The organism is Mesorhizobium sp. GW821-FHT07A06 (assembly GCF_059419085.1).
Genome location: NZ_JBWKRC010000002.1, coordinates 936,577 through 958,494, shown reverse-complemented (window position 1 = coordinate 958,494; position 21,918 = coordinate 936,577). Strand labels below are relative to the sequence as shown.

Here is a 21,918-nt window from a genome sequence, read left to right as displayed (position 1 = left end):
ACGCGCTTGTCCCGGCAAAACCGCTCACACTTTTCCTGGAATTGCTCTAGCCCTCGCGCGCAAGGCTTGCCACGAGCTGGTCGAGGCGCGGGTCGTCGAGGCTGACGACGCCGGACATGCGCAGCGCCTGCCGCAGGCTGATCCCGCGGACCTCCTGGCGCATGATGACCTTTACGCAGAGCGGTCCAGCTCCGGTCAGGACGAAGGCGTTGCCGACTAGAACCGGCTCCGAGTAAGGCGCCCATTGCACGGCCACGATCGACGGTTCGCGTGTCTGGCGGCGGTTGATGCCGGCGAAATAAATCCAGTTCAGCCGCGACACCGCCACGCCATAGTGCCAGCCCGGCACCCGCGCTCCGCCCTGGCGATGGCCTTCGGCCCATCGGGTCACGCGCCTGAAGGTCACGCGCTCGGCCTCGCGCCGCACGAAGGTGACCGACCGCATCACAAGGTCGGGGCGGTCCGGAACCGCGAAATAGGTGAAATAGGTGCCGCCGGCGAGGGCGGGGGACGGGCCGCGCACCATGTTCTCGTAAAGCATCCGGTGGATTGGTGACAGGCCCGCGTCCGCTGGCTCGGGCGCTTCCGGCGCACGGTACAATTCATCCTCGTCGATCCGGAAATAGTCACAGATCAGCTTGGCCGTCGCCCGGTTGGGCACGCTCTTGCCCTGTAAATAGCGGTCGAACTGGGTGCGGTTCATGTTCAGCCCGCGGCATACGGCGGCCACCGACGCATGGCTGCTCGACAGCCGTCGGAGATTCTCGGCAAGATTCCTGCGGATTGGCACGACACGCCTCTCGACAGCCGTTCGGACCACTATTCAAGCAATTGCTTATATTTTATCAATCTCTCACACCATGGCGCTGACGCGAATGGGACCTTTGGCCAATAGGCCCTTGCACTGTTCGACGGCTGCGCTGGTCCGGCAACCGTCCAGGGGCATGGGCTCGCGCCGTGCCCTCGGGGATCGCGCGCGGCACCTATGTCTTTGATGCCGCCGCCCGTTCGAGGACGGCAATGCGCCTGTCGGTCTCCGCCTGCGCGACCTGCATCAGCGTATCGATCTCGATGATGGCTTCGATATGGTGCGCATCGATGACCGCCTTTCGCGCGAGGATCAAAAATCCCCTGACGATCCGCAAGGTCTCGACAACGCTGGGTTGGTTTGACACGGGCAGCCCTCCTCACGCTACAACCACCGAGTGGTTGCAACGTTCCCCATGATGAATTGACTCGCCATTGCCGCATGGAGGCGTAAAGTCCCCCGGTCGTCCGCCTTTCACGGCATCCGGACGCTTGGAAGCCAAATCAGGTGCTACCGCCACCAATGCGGAGGCTAAAATGGCTGACAACCATTCAAGCAAGAATATATCCGCCCTGGACTGCGAGATTCTTCGCGGCGCCTTCAGGAAATCGGTCGTGGAAAATCGCATTGCCGAACAGCAATGGCGAATGCACGCCGAGGAGCTGGTGCGCGAATTGACCGGCATTGACGAGATCGACCCGGACGTTCTGGACTGGATTGTGGCCAAGTAGGCTTTGCCGTCCGCCGAAGAGGACCCGCGCGGCGTCAGTCGGCGTCGATGATTTTTTGTGAAGATTTGGGGGCGGCGTTCCTGGGCTTCGAGCCGGCGGATTGGGCCGGAGTTGGTCCGTCGGAAGAGAGCCGCTGTGTCCGCGGCCGAGCAGTCTTGGCCTCACGCGCCCGACGTTTTCCGGCAATGATGGATTGAGATTCGCGGGTGGCGCGTTCAATCCGGTTTGTCCGGCGGCGGTCGGCCAAGGGAATTCTCCTTCGATGCAGCCAGGTGCGCGTCTTGGGAAGAATGTCCCGGAAGGATGGGACGAAAACGAACTCATTGCCCGGAACCGGGGGTCGACGGGGAAGTTGTGGCGAAGTTCCTCCAACCTTTCGAAAGCTCCCGCATGGAAAAAACGTTCAACCGCATGGCCGGCGCGGTCGCCCGGGCCGCCGGCAGACCTTCGGCCTTCGCCCTGTGCCTGGCATCGGTGTTGATCTGGGCGGCGACCGGTCCGGTCTTCCACTATTCCGAGACCTGGCAGCTCATCATCAACACCGGAACCACGATCATCACGTTCCTGATGGTCTTTCTCATCCAGAACACCCAGAACCGGGATGGCGCGGCCATCCAGGCCAAGCTGGACGAACTCATACGGTCCGGTATGGGCAAGAATGACTTTATCGGGATCGAGCATCTCACGGAGCGGGAGGTGGAGGAATTTCGCTCCGCCTGCGAGCGGGCCAAGACGGCAAAGGCGGAAAGGGGCTAGAGCATTTCACCGTTTCACGGAAACGGCGAACTGCTCTAACTCATTGTTTTAACGCAACTCGGACGGAAAACCGTTTCACACTTTTCCTGGAATTGCTCTAGCCTCCTTGAACCTCGCGTGAGGACGCGGCCGAGGCCCTGTTCTCTATGTCTTTCAGCTCTGCGTCGATGGCTGCGGGCGAAGCATGTTCAAGCCCCACCACCTCGTTGCGGGCGGCGTCCAGGGCGACGATTATCTCGTTGAGTTTCGCCTGCATGGCCGAGGTGTCTCGGTAGTTCTGGATCAGGACCACGCCTGTCAGGCACATCGCTGAAATCGATATGATGTAGGTTCCGAGCGTGGCGCTGGTGAGCAGCGCGCAGACAAGGGCGGCGGCCAGCATCACGTAGAAGCCCGGCGGCTTGGAGAAGAACTCGGCGAGGGCATAGAGAGGTTTGTCCACCCAAATCTCCGCCTGAGGATGCAAGGAGCCCGCCATCCCCGTGGAGGCGGCGGGCTCCTTCCCGATCGGCAACCCGCCGATCGGACCAGCTAATGTAATGTCCGAGAAGGAAGCCGGTTCCAGCTGATGTCACCAAAGACCGGCTTCAGCCCAGCTTCACCTTGGGTTCGCGCGCCCACAAGCGCAGGTCGCCGAGACTGGCGACGAAGCCCGCGACGTCCTTGGCCGATGCAAGCGGGATCACCGCCTCGTCCTCGGCTACGCCCGCCTTCTCCAGCAGAGGTGCCGCCGCTTCGACGAAGCCGATGAACTTGCAGTGCGCGAAGGCGTCGGCGACAAAGTCGCGGGCGGTGGATTCCTTCAACAGGTCGGCCATTGCGGGTTTTGCCGGAAGGAGCGCGATGGCGTCGTAAAGAACCGACGGTGCGCCCGCGATCATCTGCTGCGCGTCGATCCAGCCGCCGTCGCTCGCCTTGGCGCCGCCGACCTTCGGCGCGATGATCTCGAACTTGGCGCCGGCCTTGGTCAGCGCCTGCTTCAAGGCATTCAGCAAACCGGCATCCGTTCCCTCGGTCACCAGGATGCCGAGCTTGCGGCCTTCGAAACGGCCGGGGCCGTTCTTGAGGATGCTGAGCGCATCCGAGGCGGGAAGATCCCCGCGCGTCGGCACCGCCGCGTCGGCGGGCTTCGGCATGGCTTTCAAGCCGAGCGCATCCGCCACCTTGCCGGCCAGGCCGTCATCGATGTTGAGAAGGTGGGAAACGACGCGCTCGCGGATGACAGGCGTCTGCACCTTGCTCAGTTCGAAGGTCAGTGCGGCGGCGATATGGCCTTGCTCCACGGGGTCCTGGCTGATGTAGAACTGGCGCGCCTGGCTGTAATGGTCGGCGAAGGTTTCCGACCGCAGCCGTGCCTTCGGTCCGGCTTCGACCTCGGCAAAGGAACGGAAACCCTTTTGCGGGGATTCGCGCGGGCCTTCATCCCATGAGTTGGGCTGGTAGTTGGCGCGCCCGACCGGGTTGCGCATCGCCATGTGGCCGTCCTGCTGGAAATTGTGGAAGGGGCATTTCGGCGCGTTGATCGGGATGTGGGTGAAATTGGTGCTGCCCAGCCGTTTGATCTGCGTGTCGAGATAGGAGAAATTCCGGCCCTGCAACAATGGATCGTTGGAGAAATCGACGCCGGGCGGCACGTTCTGCGTCATGAAAGCGACCTGCTCGGTCTCGGCGAAGAAATTGTCGGGCATGCGATCGAGCACCAGGCGGCCGACCGCGATCGGCGGCAGCACCTCCTCGGGAATGAGTTTCGTCGGATCGAGGATGTCGAAGTCGAAACTGTCGGCGAACGCCTGGTCGAAGAGCTGCAGCTGCAGTTCCCATTCCGGGAAATTGCCGGCATGGATGGCGTCCCACAGGTCGCGGCGATGGAAGTCGGGGTCGGCGCCGTTGATCTTGACCGCCTCGTTCCAGGCGACCGACTGGAGGCCGAGCTTCGGCTTCCAGAGGAATTTCACGAAGGTCGATTCGTCCTTGGCGTTGAGCAGCCTGAAGGTGTGGACGCCGAAGCCTTCCATGAAGCGCAGCGAGCGCGGGATGGCGCGGTCGGACATCACCCACATGATCATGTGCATGCTTTCAGGCGTGAGCGAGATGAAGTCCCAGAAATTGTCGTGCGCCGTCTGCGCCTGCGGGAAATCGCTGTTGGGTTCGGCCTTCGCGGCGTGGATCAGGTCGGGAAACTTGATCGCGTCCTGGATGAAGAACACCGGTATGTTGTTGCCGACAATGTCCCAGTTGCCTTCCCGCGTGTAGAGCTTGACGGCGAAGCCGCGCACGTCGCGGGCAAGGTCGGCCGAACCCTTGTTGCCGGCGACCGTGGAGAAGCGCACGAAAGCCGGTGTCTTCTCGCCGGCGCGCTGGAAGATGTCGGCGCGGGTGTATTTGGCCAGGGATTCATAGGTTTCGAAATAACCGTGGGCGCCATAGCCGCGCGCATGGACGACGCGCTCGGGAATGCGCTCGTGATCGAAATGGAATATCTTTTCGCGGAAATGGAAGTCTTCCAGCACCGTCGGGCCACGGGCGCCGATCTTGAGCGAGTTCTGGTCGTCCGAGACCGGCCCGCCTTGCGCGGTGGTCAGCACCGGCGTGGAGCCGGATGCGGTCTGGTGCAGTTCGCCGCCTTCGCCGCGCTGCGGTTTCTGATCGTGAATGGTCGCGGCCGTTCCGGCCGGCCTGGAGGTTTGCTTGGCCATGACTGAAGTCCTCGAGGGGTCAATGCGCGGGCTGCGCTGGTTCCTCAATCTCGGGCAGGGCAATGTGTTCCCCGCCGATTTCAAATGCCGACGTGAAGAAGGCCGCCGGTTGGCGCGGCGGCCTCCAAACGTCCCAAGAGCAAAGAAGCTCTCAGAGATTCTTGTTGATCGCGGCGGCGGTCTTGTTGGTCGCGTCCTTGACGGCGGACTTGGCGTCGCCGACAGCCTTCTGGACCTTGCCCTTGGCTTCCTGTGCCGCGCCTTCGGCGCGCAGGCGATCATTGCCGACGGCCTTGCCGACACCTTCCTTGGCCTTGCCTACAGCCTGATTGGCGAGACCCGCGGCCTTGTCACTGGTGCTTCCCATGGAATGTTCCTTTTTGCGAATTGTCTGCCTGATCGGCGAGGACCAACGTCGCTTTGTCGGGAAGGTTCCGCATGCCGCGGAGAGCGCGGCAAAAGGAAAGGCCCGCCACCGACGCGACAGGTGACGGGCCTTCTGGAGTAGACCGGGCGTCCCACCGCCCGGCCATTTGCAAAACCTGTCAGCGGGGCGATCGTTCCATGGTGACGAAAAGCCCGTCTTCCGCGACGCATGCGGGCGACCTTGATCGCCAGATAAAAGAAACCCCGCCGGCAGGAGCCTGGCGGGGCTTGATTGGAGGAGTAACGGATCGAATGGGAGACGATCCACCTCTGAAACGTAAACGCCGCGCAAAGGTTCCGCTCTCCGCTCTCCCGTCAGTTCCTGTCCACCGGCTTCGAGCGCATCCTCGACACCGTCTCGCGCTCGGCCCGCTTGGAGCGCAGCGGCGGCAGGCCGCGGTCGATCAGGTCCATGTCCTCCAGCACCATGTCGCCCATGCGCTTGAAGGCGATGTCGAGCGCGCCGGCGCGGTGGGCCGAGCGCAGGAAGCCGGGCAGGGTGCGCACGGGATGGTCCGGCGCCAGCGGTTCTTCCGGAAAGACATCGCTGGCGGCGACGATATGGCCGCTTTTCACCGCCGCCATCAGGGCCGGGAAGTCGACCACCCCGGCGCGGCTGAGCAGGATGAAGGCGGCGCCCTTGCGCATTTTGGCAAAGGCATCGGCACCGAGAAAGCCCTGGTTCTCGGAGGTCACCGAGGCGACGACGAAGACGAAGTCACTGCGCGACAGCACCTCGTCGAGCGAGGCCGGCTCGACGCCATTGTCGATCAGGATCGATGGCGGCAGCCAGGGGTCGAAGACCCGGGTGCGGGTACGAAAGCCCGACAGCAGGCGGTTCAGCGCGCGGCCGAGATCGCCGAAGCCGACGATGCCGACATCGGCGCCCGACAAAAGCCGCGCCGTCAAATTGCCGTCGCCGCCCCACAACTCCTTGCCTTGCCGGAAGGCGAGGTCGGCATCGACGATGCCGCGGGCAAGGTTCAGCGCCATGGCAAGGCCAAGCTCGGCCACCGGATCGGCGAAGACGAGGCCGGTGGTGACGACATGGATGCCGCGCGCGAACAGCGTCTCGTAAGGCATGTTGTCGAGGAGGTTGCTCTCGACGTTGAAGACGCAGCGCAGCGCCTGCATGGCGTCCAGCGTTCCGGGCGCGATCGGCGGCTGGCCGACGATGTAGCGGGCCCGCGCCAGCACATCGGCCGGCAGCCCGGCGACGCCATCGGCCGTGGTTTCGACGACGCGGTATTTCGCCCTGAAGCGCGCCAGCTGCGGCGGCGTGAAGATCAGCTCGAGCGTGCGTGGTTCCGGCGCGCTGATCACCAGCGGCAAATCCTTGTTCGACATGATGATTCCTCCCGGCGCGGCCCGCGCACTCAAGGCAATAATCACCTCGCGTGAACCGATTTACAACTCGGAAAAATCGACTATTCATGCCCTCGGCGGACAAGAAAATGCGCCCGGCCGCGCCTCGGGAGGAGGAGCCATGGCACACAGGCAGGACAGCCGCGGCGTCCGTCGATCCACGACGTGGCGAGCCGCGCCGGCGTGTCGGCCGCCACCGTCTCCAAGGTCATGGCCGGCGTCACCACGGTAAAGCCCGAGAACGCGCAACGCGTCCTTGATGCCGTCGAGCAATTGGGCTTCCGCCTGGATCCGCTGGCCTCCGAGGGAGATCGTTCAGGCAGTGCGAGGTTGTGAAAGCCTGTACTGGCATAATTGACACAGCGTGCCGAAGCATTTCTTATGGCGCGGTATCCAACGCGGAGGGCACTATCCGGTGAAGAAATACGAGAAGCCAAGCTGGCAGAAGCGTGAGCGGCTCTCGGCCGTCACGGCCCAGACGAGCCCATCATCAGGTTTGCTCCCGCCGCCCTGAGCGGGCCGGAACGACGCTTTCGCCCGATGGGGCGAGGTGCAAGGCGCGGTCGCTCGATCGCGCCTTTTGCTTTTTGGCGGGACAGGGGAGGTCCCTCACGCCATGCCGGGCGCCCGCCTTGGTCCCAGATGGCGCACCTTGCGGCCGATGATCATCAGCCGGCGCGCCGTGTTGTTGCGCAGGCGCCGCGCGCGCCATTCCAGCCCTGTTTCGGTGGTGATCCGCTTGGCGTAGATGCTCACCCGCATACCTTCCTCATCCGAAGCCACCTTGACCGGGTCGTCATAAAAAGCGCCGATCTTGTCAGCCGCCATGCCTGGCGTTTCCAGCCAGCGCGGAATGTGAACCGAATGGAGCTGATCGACATCGATCATGACCCGCCCGATGCCGACGCCCGGCGTCGGGCATGTCGTCACGAAGGCATCGCCAATGAAGACGACCCCATCGCGGCGATGGCCTTGCGTCGTGGTCAGATTGACCTGTCTGACCTCGACGGGGCTCGCCACTTCGAAGTTGCCGCACTGCGCTGATATTTCGGGCATCAGCTCGCAGAGCATCTTTTGCGGATCGGCGCGGAAATCCCGCGTCCACTGGTCGGCGACGGTGCGATAGACGAACATGTTGGCCCGCATCCTGTCGCCGATGGGAAAAACGGTGAGATAGGCGACGCGGTCGGAGGCCCGCTTGCCATAGCAGGTGACGGCGCGATAGGCGCAGTCACGCGGCGCGACCGCGAGATCGAATCCCATCGAGAGCGAATGCGCCTTCGACAATTCGATGCGCTCGACGCCGATGGCGCGCCGCACCAATTCGCTGTAGCCGGTGGCCACCACCAGCAGGCGGGCATTGATGACGGTGCCGTCGGCCAGCACCAGCCGCTGCCGGTCCGGCCCGGTCGAGACCTCGGTTACCTTGCCGACCGTCAGTGGCACCTGTGGCGGCAAGGCGTCGCGCAGGCCGTTGATCAGCGCGCCGTAGGAAAATGCGTATTCCCACTTCTTTTCACGGGCGAAGAACTGGCCGAGGCGGAAGACATCGACGTCGGTAAACGGGGTGACGAGAGGCATGACCATCTTGTCGAGACCGAGCTTCTCGAACAGCCGCATTTGGTTCGCGCCGATCTTCTCGGCCCGGAACTCGTCGTGATGGACGCGGTGCGGATCGATCAGCGCCACCTTGCGGCCGGCGTTTCCCAACAGCGTTGCCAGGGTGGTGCCGGCCATTCCGGCCCCAATGATCGCTACGTCGACTTCAGCCGGGGGAGCCTCGGCGAGGGGTATGTCGACGCCCTCTATGCTAGTCATCTTTCGTCTCCACAATCCCTGGTGGAAATATCTTCCGGGCCCATAGCAACCTCAAGCAACCAGCACGGGTGGCTGGTGGTAACCAGTGTTTAGGTTAATGGTGGGCGCCTCTCCTGTTTCCAGCGCGGCGCGATCGCCGAGCCATCGATGAATTCCAGGCCGCCCGCCTCGTTGAGCGTGTGCAGCTTGCGCCCATTCCATAGCGCGCCTGGGGTTAAGATGGTCTCGACAACCTGCTCCATGCCGTTCACATCAAGGTGAGCGACGCGTGCGATGCCGAGGGCCGCGCCGTAGCTCCGGCGGCAATCCTGCACCGGGCGCAGCAGGTCGTTGCCGCGCTTGACCATGCGGCCGGCCGGGCGCGCCGAGGCGATGTCGACCAGTACGGGATTCCTGGGGTGCGGCGCCCACGGCCCGCGAAAGTCCGGCGCCGACCACAGATGGAGCGCATCGGAGAAGGCGCCGCCGCCGTCGCGGACGGTGGCGAACAGCCACCAGCGGCCGCCATGCTCGACCAGCGTGGCGTCGCTGGCGACGATATCGGACAGGAGCGTCGCTTCCTTGACCCAGCCGCCGGGGAAGGCGGTGGCGCGGTAGAGGTCGACCGTGCGGTTGGCGCAGCTTTCCGGCACCATCCAGACCTCGCCGTCGCGCTCGAAGACGAAGGGGTAGGAGAGGTGGTAGGGCAGGTCGAGCACCGGCTCGGGACGTCCGATCGGCCCCGATGGGCCAAACGGCACGGCGGAGATGATGGCCTTGCCGAGGCGGTGGATATAATCCTCGACGAACAGGGTTACCTGTCCCTGATGGAGGATCGGAAACGGATCGGCGTAGAAGCGGCTGCCGTCGTCGGGCAGCACCTGCCAGCCCGTTGCCGGATGGGCGCGCAGGTCGAACAGGTCGCGGCCGTCGGTCTGGCGCCAGCCGACCTTCCAGTGCGGGGCATTGTAGCAGAGGTGATAGATCTTCTGGACAATGCGCCGCGCCAGCGCCTTGCCCGCCCTGATGCCAAGCCTGGTGGTGGAGGGTATCCGTGGCGAGGCGCCGGCCTGCGCCGGCTCAGGCAGGACGGGCACGGTGCGCGCCGTGCCATTCATTGCCGAGGGGGGCATCGCCGCGACGATCAGGCTTGCCGTGCGCGCCAGCATGTCCTGGAACGAGGCAAGCGCGATGCCGCCATATTCGGTGCCCAGGCGTCCTTCGGCGACGGCGGCGCCGTTCTCCTCGATGCGGGCGATGGGCGTGCGGCCGTCGAGGATCAGCGCCAGCAGGGCCGCTTCGCCGGCGGCGCCGTCATAGGTCACGCGCCAGACCCGCGTTCCTTCCAGGTGGACGTCGCCGCAGAGGTCGATCACCAGGTCGGGGGAGGCGGGCGGCTGCGTCCGATAGGGCGCCAAAGCCGAAAGCGGCAGGCGCTCGGCCAGCCCGTCCGCCGGCAGGCCATGGATGGCCGTCTCAAGCTGAAACAGCGCCGTGGCGCTGCCTGGAATGCCGCCCCCGGCCGGCCTGGCGTCGACGGAAACCTCGACAGGGGCCAGCTCGGCCAGACGCCGCAGGAGCAGCAGGTGAAAAGCACGGACGCGCTCGCCGTCCAGGCGCAGGCTCACCCGCATGTCGCACCCCTGGCATTGCGACGTTGCGCATCTGGCCGGTGTTCGAAAATTGGACACGCGAGAGGCCCGGACGGATGGGTTGAAGTGAAGTGTTGCCCCATTTGCGTCCGTCTCCTGCTCGCCCGCGCCCGCGTCACCACGCTCGTGCCTCTATTAGGCAAACTCCGTGCCAAAAATCAGAAGAGCTCCCAACATAATTAACAGTGTTTTAACAGTTGGAGGAATAGCTAGGCTGAGGCCGCAATTAATCCTTGCAGGCACATGGAGTGTTGTCGGAGCGACCTTTGCAATCATCCCTGCTCTCGTTGCCGCAACAACACGCTCCAGAGGTGACGCAATACGCCCCGGAGCCGGCGCCGACGGCGTCCTATGCATCCTCGACCGTCGAGCTGGGTGACCTGAAGCGCATATTGGTGCGCCGCCGTTTCCTGATCCTCGCCACCGCCGCGCTGCTGACCCTTGTGACGCTGCTCTACGGCCTGTTCACGCCGGCGCTTTACAGTTCGGTGGCCGAGATCATCATCGATCCGCAAGACCTGCAGGTGGTCACCAACGACGTCAATCCAAGCCGCGTTCCGCCCGATGGCGGCATCACCATGGTGGAAAGCCAGGTCAGCGTCGTCCAGTCGACGGGCGTGCTGCTCAGGGCCATCGAGGCAACCAACCTGACCGAGGATCCGGAATTCAACGGGCAGGGCGGGTTGGTGGGCCGTTTGCTTGGCGGCTTGCTGGGTTCGGGGTCGGCCGAAACCGACAGGACCGGAAAGACGCTCGATGCGCTGCGCGGGCGGCTGGCGGTGAAGCGGGCCGACAAGGTGCTGGTCCTTGATGTGATCGTCACCGCCAAGAGCCCCGACAAGGCCGCGAAGCTCGCCAATGCCATCGCGCAGGCCTACCTCGCCGACCAGGCGAGCGCGCGCGCGAAGATGGCCACCGACGCTTCCGATTCCATCACCGCGCGGCTGGACGAACAGCGCAAGCGCGTCCAGCAGGCCGAGAACGCGGTGGAGGCCTACAAATCCGCCCACAACATGGTGATGGCGGCGGGCAACCTGGTCAGCGACCAGGAGCTGACTGAGATCAACACGCAGCTTTCCGCCGCGCAGAGCCGTACCGCGACGCTGAAGGCGCAGGTCGACCAGCTGCGCCGGTCCGGCGGCGCGCCGGACGCGACCTCGGAAGCGATGCGTTCGTCGGTGATATCGAGCCTGCGGGCGCAGGAGGCGACGCTTGTCGACCAGGTCTCGCAGCTTGGCACCGAACTCGGGCCGCGCCACCCCTCGATGATCGCCGCGCAGCAGCAGCTGCGCGACACGCGCGCCCTCATCGCGCGCGAACTCGGCCGCATCAGTGCGGCCGCCGAGACCGACTACGAGCGGGCGCTGGCCAACCAGCAGGCGCTGGAAGCCAAGGTCGCCGGCATGAAGAGCAAGTCGCTCGACACCGACCAGGCCTCGGTCAAGCTGCGCGAATTGCAGCGCGACCTCGAGGCGGTGCGCTCGGTCTACGCCACCTATCTGCAGCGGGCGCAGGAAACGCGCGAGCAGATCAATGTCGACAGCACCAATGCGCGCATCATCTCGCAGGCCATGCCTGCCTTGAAGAAGAGCTGGCCGCCGCTGCCGCTGCTGCTTTTCGGTGCCCTCTTCGGCGGGCTGGGGCTGGGCACCGCGCTGGCGCTGATCGCGGAATATTCCTCGCCGACGGTGCTTTCCAGCGCGCAGATGCAGTCGGCTATCGACGCGCCGGTGTTTGGCGTTCTGCCGGCGAAATCGGCGCGCCGCCGCTGGTGGCCTTTCGGCGGCGCTGCCGCCTCGGCCGGGCAGAAGACGGATGCGGTCGCGGGCCTGGCGCTGCGGCGCCTGTTCGCCTCCAGCCGGCGTCCGCCGAACTGGCCGCTGGTGCCGTCCATCCTGCTGACATCGCCGCCCGAGGACGCCGCGCAGCGGGGCAGGGTGGCGCGCCTGCTCGCCAATGCGGCGGCGGCCAGGGGTAGCCGTGTCCTGTTCATCGACACCAACAATGCCGGCGGCGGCAAGAAGGAGCCGCAACCCGGTCTCCTCGACGTTCTGCGCGGCGAATATGCCTTCGATGCGTTGAGCCAGTACACGGCCGGCAGCAATGTCGCGGTGCTGGGCAGGGGTCGGCAAAAGGCCGTCTTTTCCGAGGCGCAGGGCGTCTACTTCACGCAGCAGATGCTGGCGCAGGCGGGCCGCAATTTCGACCTCGTCGTCGTCGACGGCGGCGCGCTGGCCGACAATCTCAACGCCTCGCCTCTGGTCGCCATGGTCGACGAGATCGTGATGGTCGCGACGCTCAACTCGACGCCGATGCGCGATGTCACGACGGCCTCGCAGGCCATTTCCGTCATGGGGCGGCTGCCGACCGGCGCCTTGCTGGTCGACGAGGCGGCCTGACATGGCTGCGATCCGGACCGCCAACCCGGCAGCCGGCTGGGCCGGTCCGGGTCAGGCCCGCGCCGGCAGCTCCGTCGATTGGCTGACCGGCATCGGCCTGGTCACGGTCGTGGCGCTGCTGTTCGCCATCTCCGGCGGCATGCTGTGGCTGGTGGGCTATAATTACGACGGCCTGACCGGCAACCCCGCGACCAAGATCCATCCTTCGACCTACCTGCTGATACTCGTGTTTGCCTGGCGCGCCTGCACCTTCGGCAATCCGGTCGGCTACGTGGTTGCCGTCGCCGACCGGCGGCCAGCCAGCGCGCTGATGGCGGTCATGTCGATCGTGCTCCTGGTCGTCGTCATCGCGCGCCAGCGCCCCGGCATGGCCGGCATGATCGACACGTTCGTGGCGCCGGCGCTGCTGGTGATGATGCTGGCCGAGGAAAACGAGAAGACCTTCGCCCGGATGCAGACCGTGGTTCACGCCATCATGACCGTGAACGCGCTGCTGGCCCTGTTCGAGTTCGCCACCAAGACGCTGATCTTTCCCTATCGGCTCGACGGCGAAGCGTTCATGACCGACCTGCGCTCGACGGCGCTTCAGGGCCATCCGCTGTCCAATGCCACGGTGACCTCCATCTATGTGCTGGCGCTGCTGTCCGGTTCGAAATCGCTGTCCATGCCGCTGCGGCTCGGGATGATCGGCCTGCAATGCGCGGCTCTCGTCGCCTTCGGCGGCCGCTCCGCGATGGTGCTGACCATCGTGCTCGGCGGTTGCTACCTGCTCATCCAGGGCCTGCGCGGCTTGCGCACGGGGCGCGTCAACCTGCTTGGCGCGGCCCTCGGCCTCATCCTTGCCGCGCTGGTCCCGGTGGTCATCGCGGTCGCGGCGTCCTACGGCTTTTTCGACGCGCTGCTCGAGCGCTTCGTGTCGGACTCCGGCAGCGCCAATGCCCGCGTCGAGATGTTCGACCTGTTCAATCATCTGGAATTGCGCGACGTGATCGTGGGGCCGGACATCGACCTCATCGAGAGCCTGCGCCGCATCAGCGGCCTCGAGCAGGGCATCGAGAACCCCATCATCCGCACGGTCCTCTACCAGGGCGCCTTCTTCACCTTGCTGTTGTTCGTCGGCTTCGCGCTCTTCATGCATGAAGTGGCGCGCCGCTGCCATGCCGGCATCTGGCTGCTGATGCTGGGCTGGCTGATCCTGCTCAACACCTCAGAGAGCCTGGCGTCGAAGACGACGCTCATGACCAAATTCGTGGTGATCGCTCTGGTGCTGTATCGGCCGGTGCGGGGTGGGGTGAGGCAAAAGGTGCGCGGGCTGAACCCCCGCAGTTAGCGTCAGGCCTCCGCTTTTCGTCATCCCAGGGTCTGCGCCGCGTCGCTTCGCTCCTTGCTCCGCCCTGGGATGACGAAGATCTGGACGGTCGGCGTTATTGCTCCGCCATCCTCAACCCCAGCGCCTCGACCATCGCCGGGTCCAGCGCGCGGGTTTTGTCGTCCATCATGCCCATGCCGTCGAAGAGGTCCCAGAAGGCCCAGGGAAAGCCGGCGGCCTCGGCGCTTTGCCTGACATCGGAAATGTAGCGGGCGCGGTCGGGGTTGGGTGCCGCCACGTAACGCGCGTCGGTGCGCAGTGCGCCGAATTCGCCCATGATGACGCGCTGCGGCGCAATGCCGTTTCTGTCGGCCCAGTCGCGCGCCTGGCTGAGATATTTGTCGATGAACCAGCGGTCGGGCTGGGCGTCGAAATAGACCTTCAGCACGCGCTCGGTCTCCGCGTAGGCCGCCTTCTTGTCCGCTTCGGAGGTTTCGGTATCCGCCGCCATGCGCGCCCGGACGGAGGCCAACGTATTTTCGAGCGAGCCCGCCGAGGCCGGCCACGGCACATTGTTCAGCGCGCGGTAGACGGGCTCGCGCATCCACGGCGCGCCCTGGTGGCTGAACAGATAGGGCTCGTAGAAGTGGAAGGTGAACAGGATCGGCTCGAAGGCCGCCAGCGGCGCCGGATCGAGCGCGGCCAGCCCGCTCACCATCGAGCCGCAGCCGCCGGTGACGACCAGCGGCAAGGCCCGGGATGACGCCCTGGCCGCCGTCAGCAGGGACGCCTGGACCTGCGACCAGAGGTTGGAATCGCAGGACTGCGCCGGTTCGTTGACCGGCTCCAGCGCCACCATTCCAAGCGTGAACCGGTCCAGCCTGCCGGCAAGTTCGCCGACCAGCGCCCGATAGGCCGCGAATTCGGGTGCCGCGGTGCTGGAGACCATGCGGTCGGGGTTCCAGTAATGGGTGGCGCCGTTGGCCTGGACGTTGACGACGATGCCGAGACCGGCGTCGATCGTGGCGGCGACGGCGGCGTCCAGCATATCCAGCAATTTGCCGCGCGTGGTGGCGTCGGCGGCCAGGAACGGGCCGGGATCGACGGGCAGGCGGATGAAATCGAGCCCGGTGGCACGTAGCCGGCGGAGGTCGTCTGGGGTTGGCACCGGCCGCTGCGACTGGAAGGGCGGCCAGTCATAGTCGGTGCGCGGGGCGGGGAATTCACGCGTCAGCGCAAACCAGGGCCAGGCGTTGACGCCGCGGCGGAAACGCCATTCGCCGCTGGCGGCAAGCGCGGACGGCGCGGGAAGCTGCGCCATCGCCGCGGGCACCAGCGCCGTCGACAGCGCGGCGCGCAGCAACCGCCGCCGCGACCAGCCCGTCATACGGCGCCGGGCGAGGGGCGGTCGATCGCGGCTGTCCGCTCCGATGTCACGCCGAGAAGCCGGTAGGCTTCATCCTCATAGGCCAGCAGCACATCCTCCCAGCGGAAGGCTTCGCGGGCGCGCGTCCTGGCGGCTTCACCGCAGGCCTTGACCAGCGCGTCATCCTCCATCGCCTGCCGCATCCGCTCGGCGCAGCTTTGCGTATCGGTGAAGTGGACGGCTGCGGCCCCGGCGACCCACCTGTTGTAGGGATTGTCGTGCGCGATCACCATGTTGCCGGCGGCCAGCGCCTCGACCAGCGACGGGTTTGTGCCGCCGACGGTGTGGCCGTGCATGTAGGCGCGCGCGTGATACCTCAGCGCCTTCACCGCCGCCTGGTCGTAGATGGCGCCCGGCAGCACCACCGAGGCGTTCGCGGCCTTGCGGATGGCGACATGATAGGGATTCTGGTCGGAGAGCGTGCCCAGAACCACCAGCTTCATGTCGCGTTTCTGGCTGCAGAAGGCTTCGACGATGGGCAGGATGTTGTTGTCGGGCTCGATGCGCGCGATCGAGATGAGGTATTTTCCAGGTTCGAGCCCGAGCGCGCGTACCGGCGCCTCGGGCGCCGACGTCACCGGGTCGGCGCCATAGGTGATGGTGGCGATGGCGCTGCGCGGCCGGCGCGTCGCCAGGTGATCGGCGATGACAGGATGGTCGGCGACCAGGCGGTGCGAAGCCCAGGCGCCGATCCATTCATTGAGCCAGAACCAGGTGCGCGCCGCTGGTCCCCATTTCGGGCGGCGCCACTCGATGCCGTCCATATTGGTGATGATCTTGCGCCGCATCAGCCTGAGCCAGGTCAGGAAGACCGCGCCATTATAGCCGAGCACCAGGCAGACGCCGGGCCGGCGCGCGGCGTCGAGCACGCACTGCCAGTCGAATTCCAGCGTCGCGCGCGGTCCTTTCGAGGCGACCTGGATGTGGATCAGGTCGATGCCGCGCCAGCTGTCGAGGCGCACCCGCTGGTCGACCCGTTCGACCTCGTCCTGGCAGTAGACGCCGACCTTCCAGCCGCGTGCGACCAGGAAAAGGGCCAATTTCTCGGCGAAGGTCTCGAAGCCGCCATGAGCCGCGGGAATGCCGCGCGTTCCCAGGATCAGGATGGAAGGCTGTTCCGGTTTCATGGCTGCTGGTACTTTCAGGTCCGCTCGATCCGTGATGCGAGGCTGTGTCATCTCAGAACCGCAGCCTAGCGATATCCATGCCAGACCGGGTTCCGGCCATCATCGCACCGGGGTTGTAAAATATTTCTTCCAACCGCCGGAGTTGTTTCACTATCGGTCAACTTTCCGCACGTATGTGTATCGAAACGAGGCAATGCCGGGGCCGGCCGGCCCGCAGATGGGTACATTAGCCCGGTATGATCCTTGCTGATGGACTTCTGCGCGCCGGAATCGGCGGAGGGCGTGCAGCATTGGTGTGGTGATCCCGTTCATGACCACACTCGCAACCAGTGAAGTCCAAAGGGGTGTTTCCGGTCGCCGGTACCGTCAGGCGGCGGGATCGTCACACCACCCCTGACAGAAAGATGCATGTGAAGATGCGGATTGCCTGCATCCACCAGGGCTACGAACTCTACGGCTCCGACCGCAGCTTCGCGGAGAGCGTGGCGGCGCTGCGCGCCGCGTTTCCGTCCGCCGACATCGAAGTGGTCCTGCCGCGCGGCGGGCCGATCCTGCGGATCCTGGAACCTCATGCCAGCCGGATCGTCTTTGAACCGCTCTGGGTGCTGAGGCGTCAGGCGATGCTGCGGCTGGCGACCATCGAGATGGCGCGGCTGCCGGTCGCGCTGTGGCGGGCATGGCGGCGCCTGCGCGATTGCGACCTCGTCTACGTCAACACCTCGATCGTCGCCGACTATGCGCTGGCCTCGCGCCTGCTGCCGACGAAGGCCCTGCTGCACATCCACGAGATTCCCGAAGGCGTGCTGCGCCGGATCCTGGTCGGGTTGATGCATTGGAGCCGTGCCGATCTCATCTTCAACTCGCGCGCCACGCGCGCCGCGTTCGGCGATCCCAAATCCGCGCGCTCATACGTCGTCTACAACGGCGTTGCCGGCCCGGCGGCGGCCGAGGCGATGACCTATGACGGCAAGCGCCCGCTACGGGTGCTGCTGCTTGGCCGCATCAACCGGATCAAGGGCCAGGAAGTGCTTCTGGAGGCGATCGCCTCGATGCCGGCGGAGCTGAAGTCGAGGATCGAGGTGCGGCTGGTCGGCGGCGCTTTCGAAAGCGTCGAGCGCGAGCGCGCCTTGGCCGAACTGGTCGGGACCATGGGGCTGGCCGATCAGGTCAGCACCTTGCCTTTCATCTCCGACCCTTCCGAGCATTACCGCTGGGCCGATATCGTCACCGTGCCGTCGCGGCGCCCGGAATCGCTCGGCCGCGTCGCCATCGAGGCGATGGCCTATGGCCGGCCGCCTCTGGTGTCGGCGATCGGCGGACTGGTCGAGGTGGTCAGCGACGGCGAGACCGGCTGGCATGTTCCGCCTGACAATGCCCCCGCGCTTGCCGCGAAATTGCAGGAGATCGTCCTTGCCCCTGAAGCCTGGCGCGGGTTCGTCGCCGCCGGGCGCAAGCGCTACGAGACGATGTTCAGCGAGCCGGTCGCGGCCGCGACGATCGCCGCGATCGCCGCCGACAAGCTGAAGACGGCCATGGCAAGGCCGGGCAAGGCGGCAACCACCCGCCAGGCGGAGACGCAGCCGTGAAGTTCCCCGTCCATCTGGTGCGGCGCCTCGTGCTGATGATCGGCGGCGAGGCAATGCAGAGCGGCTTCCACTTCGCCCTCAACCTCGCGCTGCTGCACATGCTGTCGGCGCAAGGCTACGGCCTTTTCGCCCTCGCCATGGTGATGGGCGGCGTCGGCCTGTCCTACATCAGGTCGCTCACCGCCGTCCCCGCCTCGATATGGATGAGCAAGAGCAGCAACAGGGCCGGCGTCGATGCCCATGACGTGGCCTTCGGAACGGCGGCGCTGGTGGTGGCGCTGCTGATGGCCGCCGGCACGGCTATCCTGATGCATCTCCTGGGCGACCCAAGCGGCATTGCCGCCGGCTGCTTCGTCGGCGCCTGGTCGCTGCGCAGCCATATGCGCACGGCATTCTTCACGCGTCGCCAGCAGGTGGTCGTCTCCATCAGCGACGCCGCCTTCACGATCGCCGGCACCGTGCTCGCCGGGCTGGCGATCTGGTTCGCCACGGACGTGCTGCAGACCGTGTTCTACGCCCTTGCGGCGGCAAATCTATTTGGCATCTTCGTCCTGGTCCGGCTGTCAGGCCGCAGGGTTCGCGTCAGTTTCCGCATGCCGACGCGCCGGCGCTACACCAGGCTCTGGCGCCAGCTGTGCTGGTCGGCCTTCAGCGCGACCACCACCAACATCCAGGGTCAAAGCCTGGCGCTGCTGGTCGCGGGCATTGCCGGGCCGGCCGCCTACGCGCCGCTGGCGGCGGTCCTCGTGCTGTTCGCTCCGCTGCGCATCATCAGCCTTGCCTTCGTGAACATGACGCAGCCGGAACTCGCGAAGCTGATGCAGGCCAACGAAACGCGCCGCGTCTGGGCGCAGGCGAAGATCTGGTCGCTCGTCATGGGGCTCGGCGGCCTGGCCTATGGATGCGCCATCATGTTCGTCCTGCCGATGATAAAATCCCAGGCTCTGCAGGATGCCTCGGTCGGGTTCATCGGGCTTTTCGTGATCGCGAATTTCGTGCCGATCATGCTCTACATCATGCCCCGCATCGTGCTCGAGATCTTCGGCGATTTCCGGATCGTCGCGTTCATCACGATGGGCGGCGCGATCGTCGGGCTGGCGCTGATCGCGATCCTGCTGGCCGTCGCGTCCCCGCCATGGGCGCTGCTGGGCTCGGCGGTCTCCGAGACCTTCGTGCTCGTGGCATCATGGTATTTCGCGCATCACCGCATGTGGAACATCGAGCATCCGGACCAGCAGCGGTATAGCCGCCTGGGCTCCTGGCGACGGGCGGTCACATTCGCCGCGGCAAAGCGATAGGAGAAGGATGTGGCAGAACAGGCAGTGCACATTGCCGCGGTGGCCGACTTGCCCGACGGGCAGGCTTCTCATCCCGCCATCGTCGCGGCGAACGACGCCTACACGGCGCGGTTGCACACCAGTCTCGAAGCGGTCAGGCCGCTCTGGCTGCGCTTCCAGACGGATGGCGTCTGCACCGCCCACCAGCATTTCGCGTGGGTGGAGGGGATCGTGGCGCGGCTGATGCCGGCAGGCGCGGAGCCGCTCATCGTCGAAGTGAACAACGCGGTGACGGGCGCGCCCTTGATGTTGGTGCCGCTGATGCTGCGGCCAGCCTTCCACCATCGGGTGATCGAATGGCTGAGCTGTGGCGTCTGCGACTATTCGGCACCGCTGCTGGCCGATGCGAGCGCGTGGACGGCGCAATCCGCGCAGGCCGCGTGGGCGGCGGTGCGTTCCGTGCTGCCGGCGGCGGACCGCGTCAACATCCTGGGAATTCCGCGGCGGATCGGCGGCGTCGCCAACCCGCTGGCGCTGCTTCCGGCAACGCGCGATTCCCTCCAGACCACCTTCGGCCTGGCCATCGACGGCGAGCCGGAAACCGTCCTCAAGCGCCTGTGCAGGCCATCCTTCGTCAAGGAATTCGGCAAGGACTGGCGCCGGCTCGAACGGCTCGGCGGCGTGGAGCTTGTCGAGGCCGGCACGCAGGCCGAGGTCGAGCAGCTCTTCGGCGAACTGATCCGGATGCGGCTCAGCCGCTTTCGCGAGCTTGGCCGCTTCGACTTGCTGACACAGGAGGCGGTTGTCGATTTCTACCGCAACGCCGCCCTGCAGGGTCTGCCGGACGGATCGGTGCGGCTCTTCGGGCTGCGCGTCGGCGATGCCCTGATAGCCGTCCAATATGCGGTGGTCCATCAAGGGACTGTTCATGCTCTGCTGATAGCTATGGACCAGAGCGTGGTGCCCAATGTCTCGCCGGGCCTCCTGATCATGGGCCGGCTGATAGGCTGGGCGCGCGAGCGGCGGTTCGATTATTTCGACCTGTCGGTCGGCGACCAGAGCTACAAGGAACGCATGGGCGCCAAGGCTTCGGTGCTGGCCGAACTACGCCATGGGTTGACGGTGCGGGGCCGTGTCGCGAGCGCCGCCATCGAACTGCGCAACCGGACCGAGGCCTTCGTGCGTTCCAACCCCCGGCTGCGCAGCGCGGCCCAAGGGATGATGCGGGGTTTGCGGCGTCTTCGCGGAGGATGACGAGGGCGGGCCTGAACGACGGGAGAAGGACGTGGCAGGCCAGGCAATGCGAATAGAAGCGGTAGCGGATGCAGCGGGCCAACCGGCTTCCCCCGATGTCGTCGGTCTGGGCGCCATCGCCCACTATACGGCGTGTCTGCACACCAGCTTCGACAGCGTAAGGCCGCTGTGGCAGCGCCTTGAGGCGACCGGCCTCTGCACCGGCCATCAGGGCCTTGCCTGGGTGGAAGGGATCGCCAAACGGCTGATGCCCGCAAACGCCGAGCTGCTGGTGGTCGAGGTCAGCGACGCCGTCACGGGCGCGCCGGTCATGTTGCTGCCACTGATGCGGCGCCGGGCGCTTGGACACCATGTCATCGAATGGCTGAGCTGCGGCGTGTGCGATTACTCGGCGCCGCTGCTGGCCGATGCGAGACCCTGGACCAGACAAGGTGCCGATGCGGCATGGGCAGCGGTCCGTGCCGTGCTGCCACCGGCGGACCGCATCCACATCGCGGGCATTCCGCGACAGATCCATGGCGTCGCCAATCCGCTGGCGCTGCTTTCGGCGACGCGCGACTCCATCCAGATCGCGTCGGGCCTGGCCATGCACGGCGAGCCGGCGACGCTGATCAAGCGCATCTGCAAACCGTCCTTCGCCAAGAATTTCCACAAGCACTGCCGCCGCTTCGAACAGATGGGCAGGCTCGACCTGGCCGAGGCCGAGACACCGGACATGGTGGAAAAGCAGTTCGCGACGCTGCTGGAACTCAGGCTCAATCGCTTCCGCGAGCTCGGGCGTTTCGACCTGCTGACGCAGGCACCGGTCGTCGAGTTCTATCGCAACGCCGCCCTGCAAGGCCTGTCCGACGGCTCGGTGCGGCTGTTCGGGCTGCGTGTCGGGCAAACCTATCTCGCCGTCATCTACGTGCTGGTCATGAAGGGCACCTTGCATGCGCTCCTGCTCGGGATCGACCACGACGCGGTGCCCAACGCCTCGCCGGGCCTGACGACAATCGGCAAGCTGATGATGTGGGGGGTGACGCAAGGGCTCGGCTATTTCGACCTTTCGGTCGGCAGCCAGGGCTACAAGCAGCATATCGGCGCTTCAAGCTCGGTACTGGCGGAGTTGTGCGAGCCGATCACGCTGCGGGGCAGCGGGGCGACCGCCTATATCAAGCTGCGCAACAGGATCGAGCTTTTCGTGCGCTCCAAGCCGGAACTGTACAAGGCCGTGCAGGGTGTGATGCGCCGGTTGCGGCGATTGAAGACTTGACGAACGGCTCCCGAAGCGGCTTCGGGAGCAGGAATTGATGGCCGTGCGCGATGA

At 65.6% G+C, this 21,918-nt stretch carries 20 protein-coding genes; 9 read left to right on the top strand and 11 right to left on the bottom strand.

Annotated elements, in window-relative coordinates; translation table 11 throughout:
* Positions 1-46 precede the first annotated feature (46 nt).
* Positions 47-790 carry a helix-turn-helix domain-containing protein gene (locus AC07SZ_RS10100; RefSeq protein ID WP_172372836.1) on the bottom strand — a complete coding sequence of 248 codons (744 nt, stop codon included), beginning with the start codon at positions 788-790 and terminating at the stop codon, positions 47-49.
* A 193-nt stretch (positions 791-983) separates the two neighbouring features.
* Positions 984-1,175: a hypothetical protein gene (locus tag AC07SZ_RS10095; RefSeq protein ID WP_155772437.1), complete on the bottom strand. Its 192-nt coding sequence runs from the start codon at positions 1,173-1,175 to the stop codon at positions 984-986.
* 169 nt (positions 1,176-1,344) lie between these two features.
* Between AC07SZ_RS10095 and AC07SZ_RS10090 the strand changes: the two genes are divergently transcribed.
* The gene (locus AC07SZ_RS10090; RefSeq protein WP_056571097.1) at positions 1,345-1,539 is read left to right on the top strand and encodes a hypothetical protein; all 195 of its coding nucleotides are present in this window, start codon (positions 1,345-1,347) and stop codon (positions 1,537-1,539) included.
* Positions 1,540-1,573: 34 nt separating this feature from the next.
* Here AC07SZ_RS10090 and AC07SZ_RS10085 read toward each other — a convergent pair whose 3' ends face one another.
* The gene (locus tag AC07SZ_RS10085) at positions 1,574-1,786 is read right to left on the bottom strand and encodes a hypothetical protein (RefSeq protein ID WP_172372838.1); all 213 of its coding nucleotides are present in this window, start codon (positions 1,784-1,786) and stop codon (positions 1,574-1,576) included.
* A gap of 143 nt (positions 1,787-1,929) precedes the next feature.
* Here AC07SZ_RS10085 and AC07SZ_RS10080 point away from each other — a divergent pair, with 143 nt between their 5' ends.
* Positions 1,930-2,295, top strand: a complete 366-nt coding sequence (locus AC07SZ_RS10080; protein WP_056571098.1) for a low affinity iron permease family protein — start codon at positions 1,930-1,932, stop codon at positions 2,293-2,295.
* 97 nt (positions 2,296-2,392) lie between these two features.
* Here the strand turns inward: AC07SZ_RS10080 and AC07SZ_RS10075 are convergent, their stop codons facing one another.
* From AC07SZ_RS10075 to AC07SZ_RS10060, 4 genes are all read right to left on the bottom strand, one after another.
* Positions 2,393-2,737 (bottom strand): low affinity iron permease family protein, encoded by a 345-nt coding sequence (locus AC07SZ_RS10075; protein ID WP_056572079.1) that lies wholly within the window; start codon positions 2,735-2,737, stop codon positions 2,393-2,395.
* A gap of 145 nt (positions 2,738-2,882) precedes the next feature.
* Positions 2,883-4,991 (bottom strand): catalase, encoded by a 2,109-nt coding sequence (gene katE, locus AC07SZ_RS10070; RefSeq protein ID WP_056571100.1) that lies wholly within the window; start codon positions 4,989-4,991, stop codon positions 2,883-2,885.
* A 151-nt stretch (positions 4,992-5,142) separates the two neighbouring features.
* Positions 5,143-5,358: a CsbD family protein gene (locus AC07SZ_RS10065; RefSeq protein ID WP_056571102.1), complete on the bottom strand. Its 216-nt coding sequence runs from the start codon at positions 5,356-5,358 to the stop codon at positions 5,143-5,145.
* 374 nt (positions 5,359-5,732) lie between these two features.
* Positions 5,733-6,764, bottom strand: coding sequence for a hydroxyacid dehydrogenase (locus AC07SZ_RS10060; protein ID WP_056571104.1), 1,032 nt, complete (start codon positions 6,762-6,764; stop codon positions 5,733-5,735).
* Positions 6,765-6,947: 183 nt separating this feature from the next.
* Between AC07SZ_RS10060 and AC07SZ_RS10055 the strand changes: the two genes are divergently transcribed.
* Entirely contained in the window at positions 6,948-7,118 is a 171-nt protein-coding gene (locus AC07SZ_RS10055; RefSeq protein ID WP_494914102.1) for a LacI family DNA-binding transcriptional regulator, read from the top strand.
* Positions 7,119-7,391: 273 nt separating this feature from the next.
* Here AC07SZ_RS10055 and AC07SZ_RS10050 read toward each other — a convergent pair whose 3' ends face one another.
* Positions 7,392-8,600, bottom strand: a complete 1,209-nt coding sequence (locus AC07SZ_RS10050; RefSeq protein ID WP_056571106.1) for an FAD-dependent oxidoreductase — start codon at positions 8,598-8,600, stop codon at positions 7,392-7,394.
* 89 nt (positions 8,601-8,689) lie between these two features.
* Complete coding sequence (locus tag AC07SZ_RS10045) at positions 8,690-10,213, bottom strand: glucosamine inositolphosphorylceramide transferase family protein (protein WP_494914101.1); 1,524 nt, start codon at positions 10,211-10,213, stop codon at positions 8,690-8,692.
* A 284-nt stretch (positions 10,214-10,497) separates the two neighbouring features.
* On the opposite strand from AC07SZ_RS10045, the gene AC07SZ_RS10040 reads away from it, so the two are divergent.
* Both AC07SZ_RS10040 and AC07SZ_RS10035 read left to right on the top strand, forming a co-directional pair.
* Positions 10,498-12,630: a GumC family protein gene (locus tag AC07SZ_RS10040; RefSeq protein ID WP_056571110.1), complete on the top strand. Its 2,133-nt coding sequence runs from the start codon at positions 10,498-10,500 to the stop codon at positions 12,628-12,630.
* A gap of 1 nt (position 12,631) precedes the next feature.
* Positions 12,632-13,960, top strand: a complete 1,329-nt coding sequence (locus tag AC07SZ_RS10035) for a VpsF family polysaccharide biosynthesis protein (protein WP_494914100.1) — start codon at positions 12,632-12,634, stop codon at positions 13,958-13,960.
* 94 nt (positions 13,961-14,054) lie between these two features.
* Here AC07SZ_RS10035 and AC07SZ_RS10030 read toward each other — a convergent pair whose 3' ends face one another.
* A complete protein-coding gene (locus AC07SZ_RS10030; RefSeq protein ID WP_494914099.1) occupies positions 14,055-15,326 on the bottom strand; it encodes a glycoside hydrolase family 5 protein in 1,272 nt (423 codons plus the stop codon).
* Positions 15,323-16,492 carry a DUF1972 domain-containing protein gene (locus AC07SZ_RS10025; RefSeq protein WP_494914098.1) on the bottom strand — a complete coding sequence of 390 codons (1,170 nt, stop codon included), beginning with the start codon at positions 16,490-16,492 and terminating at the stop codon, positions 15,323-15,325. The genes AC07SZ_RS10030 and AC07SZ_RS10025 overlap by 4 nt, the downstream gene beginning before the upstream one ends.
* A 416-nt stretch (positions 16,493-16,908) precedes the next feature.
* Here AC07SZ_RS10025 and AC07SZ_RS10020 point away from each other — a divergent pair, with 416 nt between their 5' ends.
* Genes AC07SZ_RS10020 through AC07SZ_RS10005 form a run of 4 tightly spaced genes read left to right on the top strand, consistent with a single transcriptional unit; the run spans position 16,909 to position 21,864 of the window.
* Positions 16,909-18,078 carry a glycosyltransferase family 4 protein gene (locus tag AC07SZ_RS10020; protein ID WP_494914172.1) on the top strand — a complete coding sequence of 390 codons (1,170 nt, stop codon included), beginning with the start codon at positions 16,909-16,911 and terminating at the stop codon, positions 18,076-18,078.
* Positions 18,075-19,376 carry an MATE family efflux transporter gene (locus AC07SZ_RS10015; protein WP_494914097.1) on the top strand — a complete coding sequence of 434 codons (1,302 nt, stop codon included), beginning with the start codon at positions 18,075-18,077 and terminating at the stop codon, positions 19,374-19,376. The genes AC07SZ_RS10020 and AC07SZ_RS10015 overlap by 4 nt, the downstream gene beginning before the upstream one ends.
* 9 nt (positions 19,377-19,385) lie before the next feature.
* Entirely contained in the window at positions 19,386-20,609 is a 1,224-nt protein-coding gene (locus tag AC07SZ_RS10010; RefSeq protein WP_172372849.1) for a GNAT family N-acetyltransferase, read from the top strand.
* Between the two features lie 31 nt (positions 20,610-20,640).
* Positions 20,641-21,864 carry a GNAT family N-acetyltransferase gene (locus AC07SZ_RS10005; RefSeq protein ID WP_494914096.1) on the top strand — a complete coding sequence of 408 codons (1,224 nt, stop codon included), beginning with the start codon at positions 20,641-20,643 and terminating at the stop codon, positions 21,862-21,864.
* The last annotated feature ends 54 nt before the right edge of the window (positions 21,865-21,918 follow it).